We start from the raw sequence: 20070 nt of genomic DNA, 5'->3' as shown, positions 1-20070 counted from the left end.
TCCACACATGCAAACCGTGCCCCAAATGTCAGTGAAAGCTCGCAATTGTCGAGGCGGGTGTCACGACAGTCGCCGACCGCACGGAACGCCGAACGATCCGGTGCACCGCCGAAGGGCCGCTCCGCGACGCCATGCCGCGCGCAACAGCCCGCACCAGCCAGACCGGAGAAACCATGGCTACCGAGACCCCGCCCGCCTCAGCGGGCCCCGCGGCCCCCGTGCAGGCGACCGCGCCCAAGAGCCCCACCCGCAAGGGTGACCGAATATTCCTCGGCCTCTCCCGGGGCTCCGGCATCGCGCTTCTGGTGATCATGGCCGCGATCGCCGTCTTCCTCACCTGGCGGGCGACGCTCGCCATCAGCGCCGACGAAGCCGACTTCCTCACCGCCTTCGAGTGGGACGCCAACGCGGACCCGCCCCGCTTCGGGATCGCCGTCCTCGCGTTCGGCACCGTCGTCAGCTCGCTCGTCGCGATGGTGGTGGCCGTACCCGTCGCCGTGGGCATCGCGCTGTTCATCTCGCACTACGCGCCGCGCAGACTGGCGACCCCGCTCGGGTACGTCATCGACCTGCTGGCAGCCGTGCCCTCGATCGTCTACGGCCTGTGGGGCGCGCTCTTCCTCGTCCCGCACCTGACCGGCCTGTACGAATGGCTGGACGACTACCTCGGCTGGACCGGCGTCTTCTCCTACGAGGGCGGGGCCGCCCGCTCCCTGTTCACCGCCGGGATCCTGCTCGCGATCATGATTCTGCCGATCGTCAGCAACGTCTCCCGCGAAGTTTTCCGGCAGGCGCCGAAGATGCACGAGGAGGCGGCCCTCGCACTGGGCGCGACCCGGTGGGAGGTCATCCGCATCTCGGTGCTGCCCTTCGGCCGCTCCGGCGTGATCAGCGCCGCCATGCTGGGCCTGGGCCGCGCGCTGGGCGAGACGATGGCCGTCGCGACGGTCCTCTCCCCCAGCTTCCTCCTCCACGCCAGCCTGCTGGAGCCCGGCGGCGGCACCTTCGCGCAGAACATCGCCGCCGGCTTCAAGGAGGCCGGAGCCACCGGGCGGGACGCGCTGATCGCCTCCGGCCTGGTCCTGTTCGTCATCACCCTGCTGGTCAACGGCGCGGCCCGCCTCATCATCGCGCGCCGCAAGGAGTACTCGGGAGCGCAAGCATGAGCCGGACCGCCGTGGCCGACGCCGCCTCCCCCGACCTCGCCGCCACCGGCCCCACCCTGCACCGGCCCCGGCTGCCGCGCTGGGCCCCGCTCGGGCTGGCCGCGCTCGCCGCCGCACTCGGCGCCGGCACCGGCCTGGTGGCCGGGCTGGACAGCCGCGTCCAGTGGGGGCTGATCGCCGCCGCGCTCTACGTCGTGCTCACCGCCGTCCTGGCCTCGGCCGTGGAAGGCGCGCGGCAGGCCAAGGACCGGCTGGCGACCAGCTTCATCTGGGTCTGCTTCCTGCTGGCCGTCGTTCCACTGGCCTCCCTCGTCCTGGAGACGGTCACCCGCGGCAGCAGGGCGCTCGACGGGCACTTCCTGACCCACTCCATGAACGGCGTCATCACCATGGACGAGGGCGGCGGGATCTACCACGCGCTGATCGGCACCCTGGAACAGGTCGGCCTGGCCACCGTGATCGCCGCGCCGCTCGGGCTGCTGACCGCGGTCTACCTCGTCGAGTACGGCAGGGGCCGGCTCGCGAAGGCCGTCACCTTCTTCGTGGACGTCATGACCGGCATTCCCTCCATCGTCGCCGGGCTGTTCGTCCTCTCGTTCTGGATCATCATCCTCGACTTCGGCTACTCCGGCTTCGCGGGCGCGATGGCGCTGGCGATCCTGATGATGCCGATCGTCGTGCGCTCGACGGAGGAGATGCTCAAGCTCGTACCGGACGAACTGCGCGAGGCGTCGCTGGCACTGGGCGTACCGAAGTGGAGGACGATCCTCAAGGTCGTCCTGCCGACCGCGGTCGGCGGCATCACCACCGGCGTCATGCTGGCCGTCGCCCGCGTCGCCGGCGAGTCCGCGCCCGTCCTGCTGCTGGTCTTCGGCTCCGCGCAGATCAACGCCAACCCCTTCGACGGCGCCCAGTCCTCGCTCCCGTACTACGTCTACGAGCAGTGGGCCAACGGCAACGAGCCCTCCTACGACCGCGCCTGGGCGGCCGCCCTGGTGCTCATCGCCTTCGTCATGATCCTCAACCTGGTCGCCCGCGGCATCGCCCGCTGGAAGGCCCCCCAGCACTGAGGCAGCTTACGAACCCCCAAGGAAGTGACCCCATGGCCAAGCGCATCGACGTCAGTGGCCTCAGCGCCTACTACGGCTCCTTCCGCGCCATCGACGACATCTCCATGACCGTCGAGCCGCGCTCGGTGACCGCCTTCATCGGACCGTCCGGCTGCGGAAAGTCCACGTTCCTGCGCACCCTCAACCGGATGCACGAGGTGACGCCGGGCGGCCGCGTCGAGGGCAAGGTGATGCTCGACGACGAGGACCTGTACGGCACCGGCGTCGACCCCGTCTCCGTACGCCGCACCATCGGCATGGTCTTCCAGCGGCCCAACCCGTTCCCGACGATGTCCATCTACGACAACGTCGCGGCCGGTCTGCGGCTCAACGGCGACCACCGCAGGAGCGAACTCGACGACGTCGTCGAGAAGTCCCTCCGGGGCGCCAACCTGTGGAACGAGGTCAAGGACCGGCTCAACCGGCCCGGATCCGGCCTCTCCGGCGGGCAGCAGCAGCGGCTGTGCATCGCGCGGGCCATCGCCGTCGAACCGCAGGTGCTGCTGATGGACGAGCCCTGCTCGGCGCTCGACCCGATCTCCACCCTCGCCATCGAGGACCTCGTCGGGGAGCTCAAGTCGCGCTTCACCATCGTGATCGTCACGCACAACATGCAGCAGGCGGCACGGGTCTCGGACCGCACCGCCTTCTTCAACCTCGCCCAGGTCGGCGCGCCCGGCAAACTGGTGGAGATCGACGAGACGGAGCGGATCTTCTCCAACCCGTCCGTGCAGGCGACGGAGGACTACATCTCCGGCCGGTTCGGGTAAGCCCCGGCCCGCCCCCTCCACCCACAGACCGCCCGCGGTGCTGCATGGCGGTGCCACCGCGGGCCTCCTCCTGCCGGCGGCAGTCACGGGCCCGCCCCCTTCCGACGGGGGCGGGCCCGGCACTCAGCCGAAGACGAGCCGGACCGCCCAGAAGATGACCGCCGCGACGACCGCGGCGGCGGGCATGGTGATGAACCAGCCCATGATGATGTTCTTCGCGACACCCCAGCGCACCGCGCTGACCCGCTTCGTCGCGCCGACACCCATGATCGCCGAAGTGATCACGTGGGTGGTCGAGATGGGCGCGTGGAACATGAACGAGGCGCTGTACATGACGGACGCGGCGGTGGTCTCCGCGGCGAAACCCTGCGGCGGGTCCAGCTCGATGATGCGCCGCCCCAGGGTCCGCATGATGCGCCAGCCACCCGCGTAGGTGCCCAGCGACAGCATCGCGGCCGAGGCGAACTTGACCCAGATCGGGATCTCGTTGTGCTGCTGGACATCGGCGATGGACAGCGCCATGACCACCACACCCATGGTCTTCTGCGCGTCCTGCAGGCCGTGCCCCAGCGCCATGCCCGCCGCCGAGACGGTCTGCGCTATCCGGAAGCCCCGCTTGGCACGGTGCGGGTTGGACTTGCGGAACAGCCACAGGATGACGCACATCACCAGGTAGCCGAGAACGAGTCCGACCAGGGGCGAGAGGAACATCGGGACGACGACCTTCTCGACCACGCCCGACCAGACCACCGCGATGCCGCCGGCCAGCGCCGCGCCGACCAGACCGCCGAACAGCGCGTGGCTGGAGGACGACGGCAGCCCGAAGTACCAGGTGACGAGGTTCCAGACGATCGCACCGACGAGCGCGGCGAACAGGATGCCCATACCGCGGTCGCCCTGCGGTGTCTCGATCAGCCCCTCACTGACCGTCTTGGCCACACCGCTGCCGAGAAAGGCACCCGCGAGGTTCATCACGGCAGCCATGGCCAGCGCCGCCCGCGGGGTCAGCGCCCGGGTGGAGACCGACGTCGCGATGGCGTTCGCGGAGTCGTGGAAGCCGTTCGTATACGTGAAGAAGAGCGCGACACCGACGGTCACGATCAGCGCGAAGGTGTCCACGGAGCGTCAGGACTCCTTGACCGCGATGGTCTCGACGGTGTTGGCGACGTGCTCGAAGGCGTCCGCGGCCTCCTCCAGCACGTCCACGACCTGCTTGAGCTTCATGACCTCGATGGCGTCGTACTTGCCGTTGAACAGGTGCGCGAGCAGCTTGCGGTGGATCTGGTCGGCCTGGTTCTCCAGCCGGTTGACCTCGATCCAGTACTCGGTGAGGTTGTCCATCGTCCGCAGGTTCGGCATCGCCTCGGCGGTCAGCTCCGCCGCCCGCGACAGGACCTCGATCTGCTGCTCGACACCCTTGGGGAGCTCCTCGATCTGGTAGAGGACGACGAGGTCGACGGCCTCCTCCATGAAGTCCATGATGTCGTCGAGGGAGGACGCCAGGTTGTAGATGTCCTCACGGTCGAACGGGGTGATGAAGGAGGAGTTGAGCTGGTGGAAGATCGCGTGCGTCGCGTCGTCCCCGGCGTGCTCCGCTGCGCGCATCCGTTCGCCGAGTTCGGTTCGCGCGGAGGAATCCGCCCCGAGCAGTTCCATGAGGAGTTTCGAGCCGGTCACGATGTTGTCCGCGGAGGCCGCGAACATGTCGTAGAAGCTCGTCTCCCTGGGGGTCAGACGAAAGCGCACTGGGGGTCCTCGGGGTGCATCGATGACGGTCTCGTTGATGCTAGGCGCATCATCCGGCCACAGCGAACCGGCGTCCCCAGTGTCACCCATGGAGGCCCGCGCGCTGAAGCGGGCTCCGAGAAGTCCGGTATCCTATACCCACGAGGGGTATATGGGGCCCCGGTGCTCCGGCCCCGTCCGCCTCTCGTCACCACCTGGAGGACCCCAATGACGCCGCCACAGGGCACGCCTCAGACGCCGGACACCGTGGCCGAAGCCACCTCCGAGTGCTGCTCGGCACACGCGGCCACCGGAGAGCACGGCTACACCAAGAACAAGGACGCTCACGTCAAGCGACTGCGCCGCATCGAGGGGCAGATCCGCGGGCTCCAGCGGATGGTCGACGAGGACGTCTACTGCATCGACATACTCACGCAGGTCTCCGCCTCCACCAAGGCACTGCAGTCCTTCGCCCTCCAACTCCTGGAGGAGCACCTGCGCCACTGCGTCGCACACGCCGCGCAGGACGGCGGCGCCGAGATGGACGCCAAGGTGGAGGAAGCCACCGCCGCCATCGCCCGCCTCCTGCGCACCTGACCCGGCGCGGAGGAGGGGCCGACCCGTCCGTCGGCCCGGTGCGGCTAGCGGGTCGGTCCGGTGACATCGTCCAGTTCGACAGCGGCGTGCCGCAGCACCTCGTCGATACGGGCCGCGCTCAGCGGCCCCTTGGCGGCGGACGCGGCGATCATCAGCTCGCCGCACAGCTCGATCTCCGCGAGGGCCGCGTGATCCTGGTGATCCGGCGTCAGCGAACCCCGTCGGCGACGGCCACCACGGCCGTCGCCCCTGTCGTCGCGCTTCGGTACAGGCACCCGTATCACCTCCCGTGCTCCGCGTATCCGCTGGGCGAGGAGTGCCACGGCCGGCCCCGCGCCCAGCTTCCCAGCGTAGGGAGTACCGCACCCTCCGCGCATGGCCCTTCCGAACCATTTACCGGATCAACGCCCGGTCACGGAGCGGCGATCTCGCCCGCCCAGATGTCCCCGGACGCAGGCATGGTGATACGGACAGGCGTCCCGAAACCGGACAGCCACGTCGTGGACGAGACGGTCAGGTCCAGGCCCGGGTCCGGAGCCGGGTGAGGTGGCGGGGACGCGGGAGACGCCGAGGTCGCGGAGGGGGCGGGGGTCTCCTCGGCGGCGCCCGGAGCACCCGCCGTTCCCGAAGTCCCCTCAGCCCCCGCAGTACCCGCGGTTCCCGAGGGCCCGGCGGCTCCCGCGCCGGCCGTCGCGTCCGTGGTGAAGGCGAACCGGTGCTGCACCTTGCGCAGCCGCCCCTGCGCGTCGAGGTAGGCGTCGAAGGGCACCGTACGGCCGGAGAACCCTTTCTCCGCCACGCGCAGCCGGTGCCGGGCCCGCGGTGGCGCCGCCTGTGCCGCGCGCTCGATGTCGACCACCCCGCTGTAGTGCCACACCCGTACGCCCTCCAGCTCGGTGACCCCCTCGTAGCCGACCCGCCGGGCACCCCGCAGCAGCTGTGCGGAGGTGACCGGATCCGTCACCCCGCCCGTCACCAGGTTGCCGTCCGGCAGCCCGGCGAGCGCCACCCGGACCCACTTGTCGCCGGGCACGCCCGCGCGGTTGCGCATGAACAGCGCGTCAGGGGTGATCAGCTCGGTGACGGGCCTGCGCTCCCCCGGCCGCGCCCCGTCCGCGCCGGGCGGCAGGGTGATACGGAGCCTGCCCAGGGCGCGCGACAGATCGAAGGTGCCCCGCCCGTCGATGGTGACGCGGGTGCCGCCGCTGGCCATCTCCATGGCGGTGCGCACCCGCGCGGAACCGGCGCGGGCCAGGGTGTCGGCGGCCTTCACGACCGCGGCCCGTCCCGGGCTGGAGGGACGGGCCGCGGTGGGGACCCCGGCGGTGGCGGAGGCGCCGTCCCCGGAGCAGCCGGCCAGCGCCACGGTGGCCAGTACCGCCCCCACCGCGACTGCCGGGAGGGGCGACCGTACCGTCGCGCCTTGTGCCCGGAACCACGGCGCCCGCACCGGCCGCACGGAACGCGCCGTCCTCACCGGCCGTGCCACCCGCACCGACCGCGACGAGGGCAGCAGCCGCGCCGACCGCAGCAGCCGCATCGACCGCGCCGGTCGCGCCGGCCGCATCGATCGCGCCGCTCGCTGCGACCGGGCCGGCCGCACCGGCCACGTCGGTCGGCCCCACCGCCGCGGCCGGGCCGGCCGCACCGGCCGCGCCAGCCTCGGCAGCCGCATCGACCGCTTCGTGTTGCCCCATGGCCGTCGCCTCAGCCACCCGGGCCGCCCCACTGCCATCCCGCCGACCTCTCGTTCCGGGTCGCTGCCGTACCGGTCGCGGGCCGGTCCGGATCCGTCGGTTCACCGAGGCAACGAGAGGCTGTCAGGGCCCGTCACGGCCCGCGTACGGTGGTCACGTGCGAGAGCGAGCCCCCGAACACCAGCCGGACCCTCGCCCCGCGGACGCCCCCGCCTCCGGGGTGCGGCCCGCCGCCGGGCGGGCACACACCGCGTCGCTGAGCGAACGGGGCGCCTTCTGCTCCGCGTCCTGCACCTGCGGCTGGCGCGGCCCCGCACGCCGCGCCCGCGACCGCGCCCGCGCGGACGCTCTCGCCCACGAGGCCGGGTGACCGGCACCGGCACCGCCGCCCCCGACGCACGCCCTCGCGACGCAGTCCGCCTCCCTCCGGCACGAGTTCCGGCCTCTCCGGTACGAGTTCCGGAACGCTCCGGTACGACAGCGCCCCCGCCGTACGGAACGGCGGGGGCGCAGGCGCGTGAGGGGGCAGGCCGTGCCGGAGGGAGGCGGCGTGGTCTCAGGCCGCCAGATCCCGGTCCGAGGTGCGGCGCGCAGCGGTGCCCTCCCGGTGACCGGCGGGGCGGCCGTCGCCGCCCGCCTCCGGGCCGTTTCCGCCATCCCGGCCCGCCGGGGTGGCGCCCGCCCACAGCAGCGTCTCGATGCGGGCGTTGCCGGCCACCAAGCCGACCAGCGGGGTGAGCGCCCACATGGCGACGGGGGCGAGCAGCAGCGCGACGGCGGTGCCCAGCGCGAGGCCGCCGACGACGTCGGTCGGGTAGTGGACGCCCATGTAGACGCGGCAGAAGCCCTCCAGCACGGCGAGGGCGATGGCGACGAGGCCCGGCTTGCGCTGGACCATGAAGATGCCGACGGCGATGGCCATGGTGAGGGTGGCGTGGTCGCTCACGAAGGAGAAGTCCGTCTTGCCCTGGACCAGGACGTCCACCCCCTTGTGTTCCAGGAAGGGGCGGGGCCGCTCGACGAAGCCGCGGATGGGGATGTTGACGGCGAGGGCGACGAGGGCCGCCAGCGGCGCCCAGACGAGCCCGGCGAAACCTGCCAGGGCCTCCTCCCGGCTCTCGCGCTTGCGGGTGACGCCCCACCAGGCCCACAGGGCCAGCGCGACGAGCCCCACGGCGATGCCGTACTCCCCGACGTACTCCATGGTCCGGTCGGCCCAGGTGGGTGCGTCTTTGGCCAGGCCGTTGATGTCGTAGAGAAGTTCGACATCGGGGTTGTCCCAGAGTGCCATCGCGGTGCGGCCCCTCACTTCGGCTGTGTGCTCATGGCTGGATCTGCGCTGACGACCCCCCGTGGTCGCGGTGCGGAAGTCCCGTTCCGCGGAGAAAAACGCACTGCGGCAGGCGAACCGTTCCGTGATTACCGAACGATCACCAGGACGTTACCCAAGGGTGACCCATCGACGCAGCTCAGGGCCTATGCCTCACGGATTGTTGACGCAATCCCTGCGCTGCGCACACAACCGCGCGCCGGCTCCGTCCCCACTGGCGGAGGGGGTCCGAGGAGGCTCACTTGGCGCTCGGGCGGGTCGCCCCGAAGTAGTCCGGGCTGTCGATCGGGTCGTACCGGATGGTCGCTCCCGTGTAGGGGGCGTTGATCATTTTGCCACCCCCGACGTAGATGCCCACATGGTGGATGGAGCGCGAGCTGGTCAGATCGTTGGCGAAGAACACCAGGTCCCCGGGGAGCAGCTCGCTGCGCTTGGGATGCGGCCCGGCGTCGTACTGGTCGTTGGCCACCCGGGGCAGCTCGACGCCGACCTTCTTGTACGCCGCCTTCGTCAGGCCCGAGCAGTCGAACCGGCCGCCCTGCTCCGGGGTGCCGTTGCCGCCCCACAGATACGGGGTGCCCAGCTTGCTCTGCGCGAAGGCGATGGCGCCGGCGCCCGCCTTGGTCGGGTTGAGCGGCCCGGTGGGCGCGGCGAAGCTGTCCTCCATCCTGCGGATGGTCGAGACGTAGTTCTTCGTCTCGCTGTACGGCGGCACCCCGCCGTACTTGATCACCGCGTACGGGCCCGCGTTGTACGCGGCCAGCATGTTGTCCGTGGCATCACCGGAGACGTGTTTCACGTTGCCGGCCAGCGAGCAGTCGTACTTGGCCGCCGAGGGGATGGCGTCCTCGGGGTCCCACACGCTCGTCTTGCCGTCCTTGTTGGCGTCGAACCCGTGGACCGCCCAGGTGCCGGGGATGAACTGGGCTATCCCCTGCGCCTGCGCTCCGCTCTGCGCGTCCGCCCGGAAGCCGCTCTCCTGTTTGAGCTGGGCCGCCAGCACCGCCGGGTTGAGGGCGTCGCACAGCTTGCCCCACTTCTGCACGAGCCCCGCGTAGGCGGCGGGCACGGAGCCCTTGGCGAGCCCGACCGCACCACCGGCACGCCCGAACAAGCTGGCCGAAGCCACGTAGGTGCCCAGCACGAGCAGCGCCACGAACAGGGAGAAGACCCCCAGCCCGCCGCCCACCACCAGCCACACCTTCTTCCGGCTCACCCCGCCAACCCTCCCCCACAGGACACCAGTTCACTTCCCGACGACGCCCCTCATCATTCCAGCCCACGCGCCCCAGCGGAACGGCGGACAAAAAGCACGGGTGTGAACACGTCGCACGGTCACCCCCGGAACGCTCCCCCGGTGCCTCACCGGGCTCCATCTGTGCTCCACCCGTGCTCCGTGGGGCTCCCGTCGACAGGTCAACGGCGCACGGATGCGTACGGTTCCGGCAAGCCACCCACGAGCAGGGGCACTTAGGGCAAGCGCGGCACCCCCTCATGTCACCGGGGCGTGGCACAATCCGTCAGAGACCAACCCTGAAACGAGGCGGTGAGTTCACCATGTTCCTGGCGGCTGACAAAGGCGATATCACCACCATCATCGGCGGAATCGCTCCCGACTGGGGGCCGTTCGGCTCGCTCGGGCACGAGGCACGCGTGATGATCGAGGTCATCATGGCCGTGGCCATCCTCCTGTGCCTGGGCATCGCCATCTGGGGCGCTGCCAAGCAGCGCATCGGCGCGACCGCCCTGCGCGACACCTTCAGCGCCGAACAGGGGAAGGGCCTGATCGTCGCCGGACTGACCGGCGTGTTCATCATCGGCTCCCTCGGCACCCTCTTCACCATCGTCTACGGCATGGCCGTCTAGCAGGCGCACCCCTCCTCCGCCGGCAGGCGCCCGCCCACCCTCGCCCTTCCCGGGAGCCCCATGGACATCGTCAACCCTGCCCTCGACGACTACCTGCTGGCACACTGCACGCCCGCCGACGACGTCCTGCGCGACCTCGTCGAGGAGACCCACGCCCTGGTGCCCGGCACCTCGATGCAGATCACGCACGACGAGGGCGAGTTCCTCACGCTGCTCGTCCGACTGGCGGCAGCCGCACGCGGCGCCGGCCAGGGCACCGTGACCGCCGTCGAGGTCGGCGTGTTCACCGGCTACTCCTCGATCTGCATCGCACGCGGCCTCCCCCCGGAAGGCCGGCTCCTCGCCTGCGACGTCTCCGAGGAGTGGACGGCTGTCGCCCGCCGCTACTGGCAGCGCGCCGGCCTCACCGACCGGATCGACCTCCGCCTCGCCCCGGCCGCCGAGACGCTGCGCGCCCTGCCCCGGGACGAGTTCGTCGACTTCGCCTTCATCGACGCCGACAAGACGGGCTACCCGGCCTACTACGACGAGCTGGTGCCCCGGCTGCGCCCCGGCGGACTCCTCGTCCTGGACAACGTACTGCGGGCGGGCCGCGTGGTGGACCCGGCCGCACAGGAGGAGGCGGACATCGCCGTCCGCCACACGAACGACATGGTCACCGCCGACGACCGTATGCAGTCCGTCATGCTGCCCCTGCGGGACGGGGTGACGCTGGCGCGCAAGCGCCCGTAGCCGCAAGCAGGCACGGCCGCCACACCGCTCCACGGCCCCGTCTCTCTCCCCCCCGGGACTGCCCCCCGGACCATCGATCGTGGGGGAGTGCCGCCCTCTCTGTACCTACTAGTATGTACACTGCTGTGTCATGTATGCGAAGCAGTACGAGATCACCCTCCCCGCCGACTACGACATGCACGTCATCCGCGACCGCGTCGCCCGCGGCGGCCACCTCCTGGACGAACGAGCCGGACTGGGCCTGAAGGCCTACTCATCCGCGAACGCGGCCTCGACGGCTCCCCCGTCAACCAGTACGCGCCGTTCTACCTGTGGCACGACACCGCCGCCATGAGCCACTTCCTGTTCGGCGACGGCGGATTCCACCGCATCGTCCGCGACTTCGGCCGCCCCACCGTGCGCCACTGGACGGGCATCGCCTGCGTCGCCGGCCCCGCCCGGCACACCTCCCCCCGCACAGCCACCCGCCGCCTCACCCCGCTCCCCACGGCAACCGACACGGAGAACCCCACCACTTCGGGCTCCCCCGCCCCGGGCTCCCCCTCCCAGGGCGCCACCACGGAGGGCCTCACCGGCGAGACCGTCACCGGAGAGGGCCTGGCCGCGCTCGTCACCCGCGCCGTCGAGGACCTGCACACCCTCGCCGGTCACCCCGGCCTCCACACGGCAGCCCTCGCCCTCGACCCGCACCACTGGCAACTGCTCCGCTTCGCGCTGTGGCAGGACACGGACGCGGCCACGGCGGCGGGGACCGTGGCGGGGTCGGAAATCGCGGACTCCGCCACCGAACGCTACGAGGTCCTCCACCTGTCCGCGCCCGGCCTGGCCCAACTCCCGCACGGCCGCGCCTGGTAGCCCGGCCCTCAGCCGGGCCCCGCCCCGAACGGGTCCGACTCCGACAGCAACTTGTCGAGCCGGGCCTTGTCCACCTTGTTCGTCACCTCCGCCGCCTCCTGCCGGTCCCGTACGCACTTGGCCAGCGTGAACGTGGACGTCACCAGGAAGACCAGCCCCAACCCGAGGAACCCCCGCTCCCACTGCCCCACCGGCATCCGCACGATGCCCACGAGCAGCGCCAGCACAGCCACCCCGAAAGCAATCGCCGATTGCACGAAGAACGCGGTCGTCGTCGGCCTCTGAACCGAAGCAGTCGTCTCACTCATGCCCTGAGCGTCCCAACACGCGGGCCCGCCCGCATGGGTACGGCTACTCACCGCGTACTCATCCCGGCCCCAGGGCATCGTGCCCGCACGAGGGTGCTCGGGGGGCGCACCTGGCGCACCCGCCGAACACCCCGGCCCCGCCCGGCCACCCCGCTCACCACCCGGCGTTCACTCCCTTCACACCGCCCACCCCACCGGCGCACGCGTAGACAGCCCCCGAACGGCAATAACGCACACAGCAGGCACCCGCCCACTGTTCGAGATGCTGCCGAACACCTCCCCTGCACTCGGCACATGCGCGGTGTGACCCCGCTACCGTCATCTGAGGAGACAATGCAGTGACGGCAGTTGAGCGACAGAGGTCGAGGGGGCCAGCCCGGCATGAACATCGGCGGCGGCGACGAGTACGACGGGCGTACTCGCACGAGCGACAACGCGCCCGGCGCACTGGAAGGCGGCCGTACGGCGACGCGTACGCGCCTACCGGGCAGTGAGACGGGCGGCAGCGGCGGGCGCCCACCCACCCGCCCCGGCCGCAACCTCATCACCGTCGTCGCGGTGATCGTCCTGCTCATCGCCGCCATCGCCTTCGCCAACCGCGGCGGGGAGGGCGGCGACAACGCGGGCGACTCCACCGACGACTCCCCCCGGACCGGCTCCGGCCCCCACCCCACCGCCCCCACCGGTGAAAAACCCGTGAAGAATCCCACCGCCGGCATCCCCTCCGACTTCCCCCACACCGAGCAAGGCGCCCAAAGCGCGGCAGCGAACTACGTGGTTGCTTTGAACGGGCCGGACATGTACACCGCAGCCACCCGGAAGAAGGTCATCAAGTCCGTCTACGCCCCGGATGTTGCCGCTGAACGCCAAGCCGATGTCGAGAAGGCCTACGGGAACCCCGAATTCCTCGCGAAGGTCGGCTTGGACGAAGACGGCAAACCTCCCAAGGGTTCGACGTTCGTGGCCCGGGCGATGCCCGTCGGCGCAAAGGCGGTCGATTACGCACACGACAAGGCCAGAGTCTCTGTCTGGTACTCAGCCCTGTTCGGTCTGGCCGGCGAGGAGTCCAAGCATCCTGTGGCCGAGAGCTGGTACACCAATAGCTTCGATCTGACCTGGACGAACGGCGACTGGAAGATCAGGAACGTCAAGCAGAAGGACGGCCCCACGCCTGTCGGCAGGGATCAGGCTGCCTCCCCTGCCGACGAAATGGCCGATGCAGTGGATGGGTTCGGAGGGTTCACCTATGCCCGCTAGTCGACGTCGTACTTTCGCCCTCGCGACTGTCCTGGTCGGCGTCCAGGCAACAGGCGTGCTGTCTGCGACGCAGGCCGTAGCGGAGCCGGGCGAGCCCTGCTACGGCCCAGCCAACAACTACTGCGAGCAGGGCGGTGACGGTGGAGGCGGCGGCTCCCCAGGCACCGCCACCGACCCCACCGACCCCCTCTCCTCCCTCGCCAAAGGCTGTGCCGAAGCCGCAAGCTGGATGGTGAACAAGCTGGCGAAGCTCGTGGACTCCACCACGAAGGTGGACTTCACGAACACGGACTTCCTGCGCCAGTACGCCGTGGTCTTCGCGGCGTCGACGATCCTGACGCTGACCCTGTGGCTGCTGGCGGTGGCCAAGCGGGCCGTGCGCGGGGTGCCGTTCACGGAGGCGATCACGGAGGCGGTCGGCTTCCTGTGGCTGACGGTCCTGGCCTCGGCCTTCACCCCGTTGATCCTGTACACGGTGGTCTCGGCGACGGACTCGGTCACGGACATCGTCGCGGCGGGTACGGACAAGGAGACGGACAAGTTCTTCGGCACGTTCGCCACGGCCCTCAAGAAGGGCAACGACATCGGCGGCGGCCCGATCATGCTGATCGTGGTCTCCCTGGTGTCCGTCCTGGCGGCAGGGGTGCTGTACCTGGAGCTGGTGGTACGCGCCGCCCTGCTGTACGTGGGCGCCCTGCTGGGCACGGCCGTCTACGCGGGCCTGGTCGACAAGAACATGTGGGGCCACGTCCGCCGCTGGGCAGGCATCATGATCGCCGTGATCCTCGTGAAACCCGTCATCGTGATCGTGCTCGGCCTGGCGGGCGCCCTCGCGGGCGGTGACGGGCCCGATTCGGTCTCGGCGGTGGTCTCGGGCCTGGCGATCATCCTGCTGGCGATCTTCGCGAGCGCCATGATCTACCGGTTCGTGCCGGGCTTCGGTGACGACATCGCCAGCCACCGCCAGGCGGTGCGCGCCTCCTCGCGCGGCGCGGCTGCCGCGGTGTCGTCGCCGGCGGCGCTGGTGCGTCAGGGCATCACGACGCACGGCGGCCGCGGCGGCGGCCAAGGCGCAGCCGCCGCCAACGCCTCGGGCTCCGGACCGGGCGGCGGCCCGGCTTCCGGCCCCGCCGTCTCCGGCGGTGTGGCCGCCCACAGCTCCCGCGGCGGGGGCGGCGGGACCGAGGAGGCCTCCGCCCCGCCCCGCCAGGCGGCACCGCCGTCCGCGGCCCCGGTGCCGTCGTCCACGGGCGGCACCCCGCACTCGTCCCGCCCGCCCCGCCGGGGCGCACCCGGCCCGGCGGGCTCCGCGGGCCGTTCGCAGCCGAACCGTCCTCGTCCTTCGGGAGGTGACCGCGGATGACCTCGCCGTCGCACACGGCGGGTGCGGGTCTGTCGACCCAGCGCCGCACGTACATGATCGGCCGGGCCCGGCCGAACGCGATCGTCGGCAAGAACCGCGACACCGGCGAGATCGCGCTGATCGTGGTCGGCGCGTTCTTCGGCATGATGAGCGGCCTGCTGATTCCGGTCCTCTCCCTCCGTATCCCGGCCCTGGTGGGTTTCCCGGCGATCGCGCTGGCCGCGGTCTACGTTCCGTACAAGGGCCGCACGTTCTACAGGTGGTTCGAGATCAACCGTTCCTACAAGCGGCTGTTGCGCCGCGGTACGGCTTACCGTTCGGATGCGGCCGAGGCGGGTACGGCTCTCGACGGCCGCGAGGTGGAGATCGGCCCGCCGCCCGGTGTGGGCCGTATCGCGTGGCTGTCGGCGCCGTTCGGGCCGGACGAGATCGCTGTGCTGCTGCACGCGGACCGCCGCACAGTCACCGCGGCCATAGAGATCGAGGGCCCGGGTGTGGGGCTGCGCGACAGCGAGGACCAGGAGGCGCTGGTCGACCGCTTCGGCACCCTCCTCAAGCACGTGGCGAACGGCGACGGTTACGTCACGCGGCTGCAGATGCTGGCCCGTACGCTGCCCGCGGACCCCGACGCGCACGCCAAGGACGTCGCCCAGCGCGGCGACGGACGTGCCGCACCGTGGCTGCGCTCGTCGTACGACCAGTTGCAGTCGATGGTCTCCACCTCCAGCGAGCAGCACCGGGCCTACCTGGTGGCGTGCATGCACTACGGGCGGGAGCTGGCCACCGAGGGGGCCACCATCGCCAAGGCGGCCCGGCACACGGCGGGGCGCAAACTCTCGCGCGACGAGGGGCTGGCCATCGTGATGGCCCGCGAGTTGACGGACATCTGCGCCCGGCTGGCCGAGGCCGACATCCGGGTGCGGCAGCCACTGGGCCAGGCCCGGCTGGCCTCGCTCGTGCATTCGATGTACGACCCGGACCACCCCATCGACCACATCCAGGCGATGTCCAAGCGCAACGCCTGGCCCGCCGAGCTCGACGCCGTCGAGCCGACCTACCTGAAGGCCAAGACCCGCGAGTCGACGACCCGCGCCCCCTGGTGCCACGCCACCGCCTGGGTCAAGGAGTGGCCGATGACACCGGTGGGCGTGAACTTCCTGGCGCCGCTGCTCGTTCACACCCCGGACGTGATCCGCACCGTGGCCGTGGTGATGGACCTGGAACCGACCGAGCTGGCCATCGAACGCATGCTGACGGAGAAGACGAACGACGAGGCGGAGGCGAGCCGTTCGGCCAAGATGAACCGCACCGTCGACCCGCGGGACGTGGCCGCGCACGGCCGCGTGGACCAGCGCGGCGACGACCTGGCCTCGGGTGCGGCCGGCGTCAACCTCGTCGGCTACATCACGGTCTCCTCCCGCTCCCCCGAAGGGCTCGCCCGCGACAAGCGCACCATCCGGGCCTCCGCGGGCAAGAGCTACCTGAAACTGGAGTGGTGCGACCGCGAACACCACCGCGCCTTCGTCAACACCCTCCCGTTCGCCACCGGAATACGGCGCTGAGGCGCGGAAGGAGCCCCGCATGAGACCTGTCTGCCTCGGCACCGTACCGCCGCCCCACCCTCGCCGCACCGCCGCTCCAGGCCGGAGGTAGCCAGCATGGCCGCGCTCGATCCCCTGTCCGCGATCACCGAAGCGTTCACCAGCTTCCTGTTCGGCAAGACGGAGACGACCCGCCTGCCCGTCCGTACGTCCACGGGGCAGGCGCAGGCCGTCTACCTGCCGACCGCCGCGCCCGGCCTCGGCGACTCCGGCGTCATCATCGGCCGCGAGGTCTACAGCGGAAAGGGCTACATCTACGACCCCTTCCAGCTGTACGGCCAGCAGCTCCCCGCCCCGCACTGGCTGGTTCTGGGCGAGTCGGGCAACGGCAAGTCGGCGCTGGAGAAGACGTACGTGCTGCGGCAGTTGCGCTTCCGCGACCGGCAGGTCGTGGTGCTGGACGCGCAGGGCGAGGACGGCGTCGGCGAGTGGAACCTGATCGCGGAGGAGATGGGCATCACCCCGATCCGCCTCGACCCCACCGCCGCGCTCGACCAGGGCATCCGCCTCAACCCGCTGGATCCGGCCATCACCTCCACCGGCCAGTTGGCGCTGCTGCGCACCATCATCGAGGTCGCGCTGGGCCACGGACTGGACGAGCGCTCCGGCTTCGCCCTGAAGGTCGCCCACGCCTACGTCAACGCCACGACGAAGGACCGGCAGCCCCTCCTCACGGACATCGTCGAACAGCTGCGCCACCCCAAGCCGGAGTCGGCCGAGGCGATGAACGTCGCCCTCGACGACGTCCGCGACTGGGGCCTGGACGTCGCCCTCGTCCTCGACCGGCTGGTCGACGGCGACCTGCGCGGCATGTTCGACGGCCCCACCACGGTCGGCATCGACCTGGACGCGCCCCTGATCGTCTTCGACCTCTCCCACATCGACCGCAACTCCATCGCCATGCCGATCCTCATGGCCATCGTCGGTGTCTGGCTGGAACACACCTGGATCCGCCCCGACCGGCGCAAGCGGATCTTCCTGGTCGAAGAGGCCTGGCACATCATCAACAGCCCCTTCGTCGCGCAATTGTTCCAGCGGCTGCTCAAGTTCGGCCGCCGTCTGGGCCTCTCGTTCGTCGCCGTCGTCCACCACCTCTCCGACGTCGTCGACGGCGCCGCCGCCCGCGAGGCCGCCGCCATCCTCAAAATGGCCTCCACCCGCACCATCTACGCCCAGAAAGCCGACGAGGCCCGCGCCACCGGAAAGGTCCTCGGCCTGCCCCGCTGGGCGGTCGAGATCATCCCCACCCTCTCGCCCGGCATCGCCGTATGGGACGTCAACGGCAACGTCCAGGTCGTCAAACACCTGGTCACCGAGTCCGAACGCCCCCTCGTCTTCACCGACCGGGCGATGACGGAGAGCTCCACGGACCCGGGCTTCGCCTTCGAGACGGCTCTGGAGGCGGACCTGGACACGGAGAGCGAGGCCCGCGCGCTGGCGATGGAGCGCTCCTCGTCCGGCGGCCCCTCCTCGGGATCCACCGTGGCATGACCCGCCGTACCCCGGCGTCGGGGAGCGCGCCGCAACCGACCCGCCTCGCTTGAATACCGGTGCCGATGCGATACGACCCAGACGACGACCGTGAGCACCCGCCCCACCACGGCGGGCGCGCCCCGTACCGGCCACGCCGCACGACCGGCGGCGCGGGCGGCGGCATCCCCGACGGGCTGCTGGTCGGCGCACTGGCCCTCCTCCTCGGCCTCGCCGTCTTCGTATGGACGGCGACCGGACTGGCCGGCCTCTTCTCCCACGGCGCCTGGCCGGACGATGTCACCTTCGGCAGAACGCCGCTCGCCATCCGCGAACTGATCGCCCGCCCCCACGACGTCGCCGGAGCCTGGCCCGCCACCCCGCACGGACAACTCTCCGGCTACGGCCTCTTCTGGGGAATCTTCGTCGGCCAGCTCATGGTGCTGCTCGTCCTCACGGTGTTCGTGATGGGCACGATCGCCCGCGCCCGCGCCGTCCGCCAGGCCGGAAGGCGCACCCGGCACCGCCCGGCGGAAGCCACGGACACCACCGCCGCCACGGAGACCGCCACGGCAGTGGAAAGCCCTTCCGCAGCGAAGAGCCCGACCCGGGGCGCTGCCTCCGACCCCGCTCGAACAACACCACAGCCGCCGCTCGACGTCGGGCCCGCGGTGCCGAACACCACCGTCGGGGCCACGAGCACCGCGGGCGAGGCGCCCTTTCCCGGCTACGCGGGCGCTCCGGACGGTACGCCCTCACCCGGCAGCGCCGGGGTTGCGAACGGTACGCGCCACCTGGGCCCGGACGGAGCCACCGACGGCGGCGCAGCAGTGAACGGCACAACAGCCGTCCCCGGACCCCCCAACGGCACCGGCCAACGGGGCGGCGGCGCAGGCACCGACGACGCGGCGTCCCGACTCTCCGGTCTCCCCGGCCTTGCCCCTGTTCCCGGACAGCACCGTGCGGGCGACAGCCACGAGGACGCCGTGGCCCAGGCCATGGAGGCCCCCGGCGCCGCCCTCGTCACCTGCGCCACACCTGAGCTGTGGACCGCCACGAAAACGGCACGCGCCAAACTGGGCCCCGTCCACCTCTTCGACCCGACGCACGCCTGTGACACCCCCGACCGCCTCCGCTGGTCACCCCACCACGGCTGCACGGACCGTGCGACGGCCGCCTCCCGCGCGACAGCTCTCCTGGCGCCCCTGCGCTCGCCGCGTCCCATCGATGCGACGACACACACCACGGCTGAGACGATGCTCCGCTGCTGGCTGCACGCGGCGGCGTTGGACAAGCGCCCGTTCCGCGAGGTGCACCGCTGGTCCCTGGCGACGGGGCAGACCGGGGACGCGGTCCGCATCCTGCGCACCCATCCCCAGGCCATGGCAGGCGCCGCGGGTGAGCTGGAGGCCGCCCTGACAGGCCACCCGCAGCTGCGCGCCGACGCCCTGGCCCTGATCCGCAGGGCTCTCGCGCCCCTCGGACAGCTCCACGTCCGCAACGCCTGCACCGCAGAACGAGCCGATCGGCTCGCGGTGGAATCGTTCGTCGCCGAAACGGGCACGCTGTATGTAGTGGGCGCGGATCCGGAGCTGCTGCCGATCCTCAACGCACTCACCGAGAGCGTGGTCGAGCACGGCCGCCGCATGGCCGCACGGTCATCTGACGGCCGGCTCGACCCACCACTGACGGCGGTGCTGCGGCTGAACGTCCCCGACGGACGAGGCCGCCTCGACGGCTCGGCCACCCTGGGCGGCCCGAACACCGATCGCTGACCCGAGAGACCGTCCCCGAAAGCCTCCGAGCCCGGGTCGCCGCACATACCGAAACCGCGTACCGGCAGAGAGCCACGGTACGCGGGCAAAAGAAAAGCCCCGTTGGCTGGGCCAACGGGGCTTTCCCTACACAAAGTTCGGCGGCGTCCTACTCTCCCACACGCTCCCGCATGCAGTACCATCGGCGCTGAAAGGCTTAGCTTCCGGGTTCGGAATGTAACCGGGCGTTTCCCTCACGCTATGACCACCGAAACACACAACACACACCAACACACACCCACGAAAGGGTTGTGTCGGGGTTGTTGTCTCAGAACCCACACAGTGGACGCGAGCCTCTATGGACAAGCCCTCGGCCTATTAGTACCGGTCACCTCCACCCATTACTGGGCTTCCAGATCCGGCCTATCAACCCCGTCATCTCCAGGGAGCCTTAACCCCTCACAGGGGGA

At 70.9% G+C, this 20070-nt stretch carries 19 protein-coding genes, 2 rRNA genes and 1 pseudogene; 13 read left to right on the top strand and 9 right to left on the bottom strand.

Translation table 11 applies throughout. The features are described 5' to 3' along the window. Positions 1-173: 173 nt before the first annotated feature. From pstC to pstB, 3 genes are read left to right on the top strand one after another with little or no spacing between them, the layout of a single operon-like run. A complete protein-coding gene (gene pstC / locus H297_RS0121005; protein ID WP_027738662.1) occupies positions 174-1166 on the top strand; it encodes a phosphate ABC transporter permease subunit PstC in 993 nt (330 codons plus the stop codon). Further along, the gene (gene pstA, locus H297_RS0121000; RefSeq protein ID WP_027738661.1) at positions 1163-2236 is read left to right on the top strand and encodes a phosphate ABC transporter permease PstA; all 1074 of its coding nucleotides are present in this window, start codon (positions 1163-1165) and stop codon (positions 2234-2236) included. Before pstC ends, pstA begins: the two co-directional genes overlap by 4 nt. 32 nt (positions 2237-2268) lie before the next feature. Beyond that, on the top strand, positions 2269-3045 hold the full coding sequence (pstB, locus tag H297_RS0120995) for a phosphate ABC transporter ATP-binding protein PstB (protein ID WP_027738660.1): 777 nt from the start codon (positions 2269-2271) through the stop codon (positions 3043-3045). A gap of 123 nt (positions 3046-3168) precedes the next feature. Here the strand turns inward: pstB and H297_RS0120990 are convergent, their stop codons facing one another. Then, positions 3169-4164: an inorganic phosphate transporter gene (locus tag H297_RS0120990; protein WP_027738659.1), complete on the bottom strand. Its 996-nt coding sequence runs from the start codon at positions 4162-4164 to the stop codon at positions 3169-3171. A 6-nt stretch (positions 4165-4170) separates the two neighbouring features. After that, positions 4171-4791, bottom strand: coding sequence for a DUF47 domain-containing protein (locus H297_RS0120985; protein WP_027738658.1), 621 nt, complete (start codon positions 4789-4791; stop codon positions 4171-4173). Positions 4792-4998: 207 nt separating this feature from the next. On the opposite strand from H297_RS0120985, the gene H297_RS0120980 reads away from it, so the two are divergent. Next, on the top strand, positions 4999-5367 hold the full coding sequence (locus H297_RS0120980) for a metal-sensitive transcriptional regulator (protein ID WP_027738657.1): 369 nt from the start codon (positions 4999-5001) through the stop codon (positions 5365-5367). A gap of 44 nt (positions 5368-5411) precedes the next feature. Here the strand turns inward: H297_RS0120980 and H297_RS37595 are convergent, their stop codons facing one another. Next, positions 5412-5642 (bottom strand): hypothetical protein, encoded by a 231-nt coding sequence (locus H297_RS37595; protein ID WP_037794965.1) that lies wholly within the window; start codon positions 5640-5642, stop codon positions 5412-5414. A 137-nt stretch (positions 5643-5779) separates the two neighbouring features. Beyond that, the gene (locus H297_RS0120970) at positions 5780-6754 is read right to left on the bottom strand and encodes an SCO4651 family lipoprotein (protein WP_037794988.1); all 975 of its coding nucleotides are present in this window, start codon (positions 6752-6754) and stop codon (positions 5780-5782) included. Positions 6755-7221: 467 nt separating this feature from the next. Between H297_RS0120970 and H297_RS43320 the strand changes: the two genes are divergently transcribed. Further along, positions 7222-7434 carry a hypothetical protein gene (locus tag H297_RS43320; protein ID WP_037794962.1) on the top strand — a complete coding sequence of 71 codons (213 nt, stop codon included), beginning with the start codon at positions 7222-7224 and terminating at the stop codon, positions 7432-7434. Positions 7435-7620: 186 nt separating this feature from the next. Here H297_RS43320 and H297_RS37585 read toward each other — a convergent pair whose 3' ends face one another. Both H297_RS37585 and H297_RS0120955 read right to left on the bottom strand, forming a co-directional pair. Beyond that, positions 7621-8355, bottom strand: coding sequence for a phosphatase PAP2 family protein (locus tag H297_RS37585; RefSeq protein ID WP_037794960.1), 735 nt, complete (start codon positions 8353-8355; stop codon positions 7621-7623). Between the two features lie 277 nt (positions 8356-8632). Continuing rightward, complete coding sequence (locus tag H297_RS0120955) at positions 8633-9610, bottom strand: bifunctional lytic transglycosylase/C40 family peptidase (RefSeq protein ID WP_027738655.1); 978 nt, start codon at positions 9608-9610, stop codon at positions 8633-8635. 341 nt (positions 9611-9951) lie between these two features. On the opposite strand from H297_RS0120955, the gene H297_RS0120950 reads away from it, so the two are divergent. The 3 genes and pseudogenes from H297_RS0120950 to H297_RS37580 all read left to right on the top strand — a co-directional run bounded on the left by H297_RS0120950 (position 9952) and on the right by H297_RS37580 (position 11847). After that, positions 9952-10260 carry a hypothetical protein gene (locus tag H297_RS0120950; RefSeq protein WP_016472248.1) on the top strand — a complete coding sequence of 103 codons (309 nt, stop codon included), beginning with the start codon at positions 9952-9954 and terminating at the stop codon, positions 10258-10260. Positions 10261-10320: 60 nt separating this feature from the next. Further along, complete coding sequence (locus H297_RS0120945) at positions 10321-10992, top strand: class I SAM-dependent methyltransferase (protein ID WP_027738654.1); 672 nt, start codon at positions 10321-10323, stop codon at positions 10990-10992. Positions 10993-11122: 130 nt separating this feature from the next. Then, positions 11123-11847, top strand: a pseudogene (locus H297_RS37580) (DUF4865 family protein). A gap of 8 nt (positions 11848-11855) precedes the next feature. On the opposite strand, the gene H297_RS0120935 reads toward H297_RS37580, so the two are convergent. Next, complete coding sequence (locus tag H297_RS0120935; protein WP_027738653.1) at positions 11856-12155, bottom strand: YiaA/YiaB family inner membrane protein; 300 nt, start codon at positions 12153-12155, stop codon at positions 11856-11858. Positions 12156-12536: 381 nt separating this feature from the next. Here H297_RS0120935 and H297_RS0120930 point away from each other — a divergent pair, with 381 nt between their 5' ends. The 5 genes from H297_RS0120930 (at position 12537) to H297_RS43780 (ending at position 19621) form a co-directional block, all read left to right on the top strand. Beyond that, positions 12537-13412 carry a DUF8175 domain-containg protein gene (locus H297_RS0120930; protein ID WP_027738652.1) on the top strand — a complete coding sequence of 292 codons (876 nt, stop codon included), beginning with the start codon at positions 12537-12539 and terminating at the stop codon, positions 13410-13412. Further along, on the top strand, positions 13402-14775 hold the full coding sequence (locus H297_RS0120925) for a hypothetical protein (RefSeq protein WP_027738651.1): 1374 nt from the start codon (positions 13402-13404) through the stop codon (positions 14773-14775). Before H297_RS0120930 ends, H297_RS0120925 begins: the two co-directional genes overlap by 11 nt. Beyond that, positions 14772-16337 carry an SCO6880 family protein gene (locus H297_RS0120920; RefSeq protein ID WP_027738650.1) on the top strand — a complete coding sequence of 522 codons (1566 nt, stop codon included), beginning with the start codon at positions 14772-14774 and terminating at the stop codon, positions 16335-16337. Before H297_RS0120925 ends, H297_RS0120920 begins: the two co-directional genes overlap by 4 nt. A 96-nt stretch (positions 16338-16433) precedes the next feature. After that, on the top strand, positions 16434-17867 hold the full coding sequence (locus H297_RS0120915; RefSeq protein WP_027738649.1) for an ATP-binding protein: 1434 nt from the start codon (positions 16434-16436) through the stop codon (positions 17865-17867). A 65-nt stretch (positions 17868-17932) separates the two neighbouring features. Continuing rightward, positions 17933-19621: a hypothetical protein gene (locus H297_RS43780; protein ID WP_064744853.1), complete on the top strand. Its 1689-nt coding sequence runs from the start codon at positions 17933-17935 to the stop codon at positions 19619-19621. Positions 19622-19756: 135 nt separating this feature from the next. Here the strand turns inward: H297_RS43780 and rrf are convergent. Then, positions 19757-19873: ribosomal RNA gene (rrf, locus tag H297_RS0120905) — 5S ribosomal RNA — on the bottom strand. A gap of 85 nt (positions 19874-19958) precedes the next feature. Then, positions 19959-20070: ribosomal RNA gene (locus tag H297_RS44440) — 23S ribosomal RNA — on the bottom strand; the annotation flags it as partial.

Source organism: Streptomyces sp. CNT360 (assembly GCF_000424785.1).
Note: the sequence above shows the minus strand (reverse complement) of the source record. Positions and strands in the feature narration are given on the sequence as shown.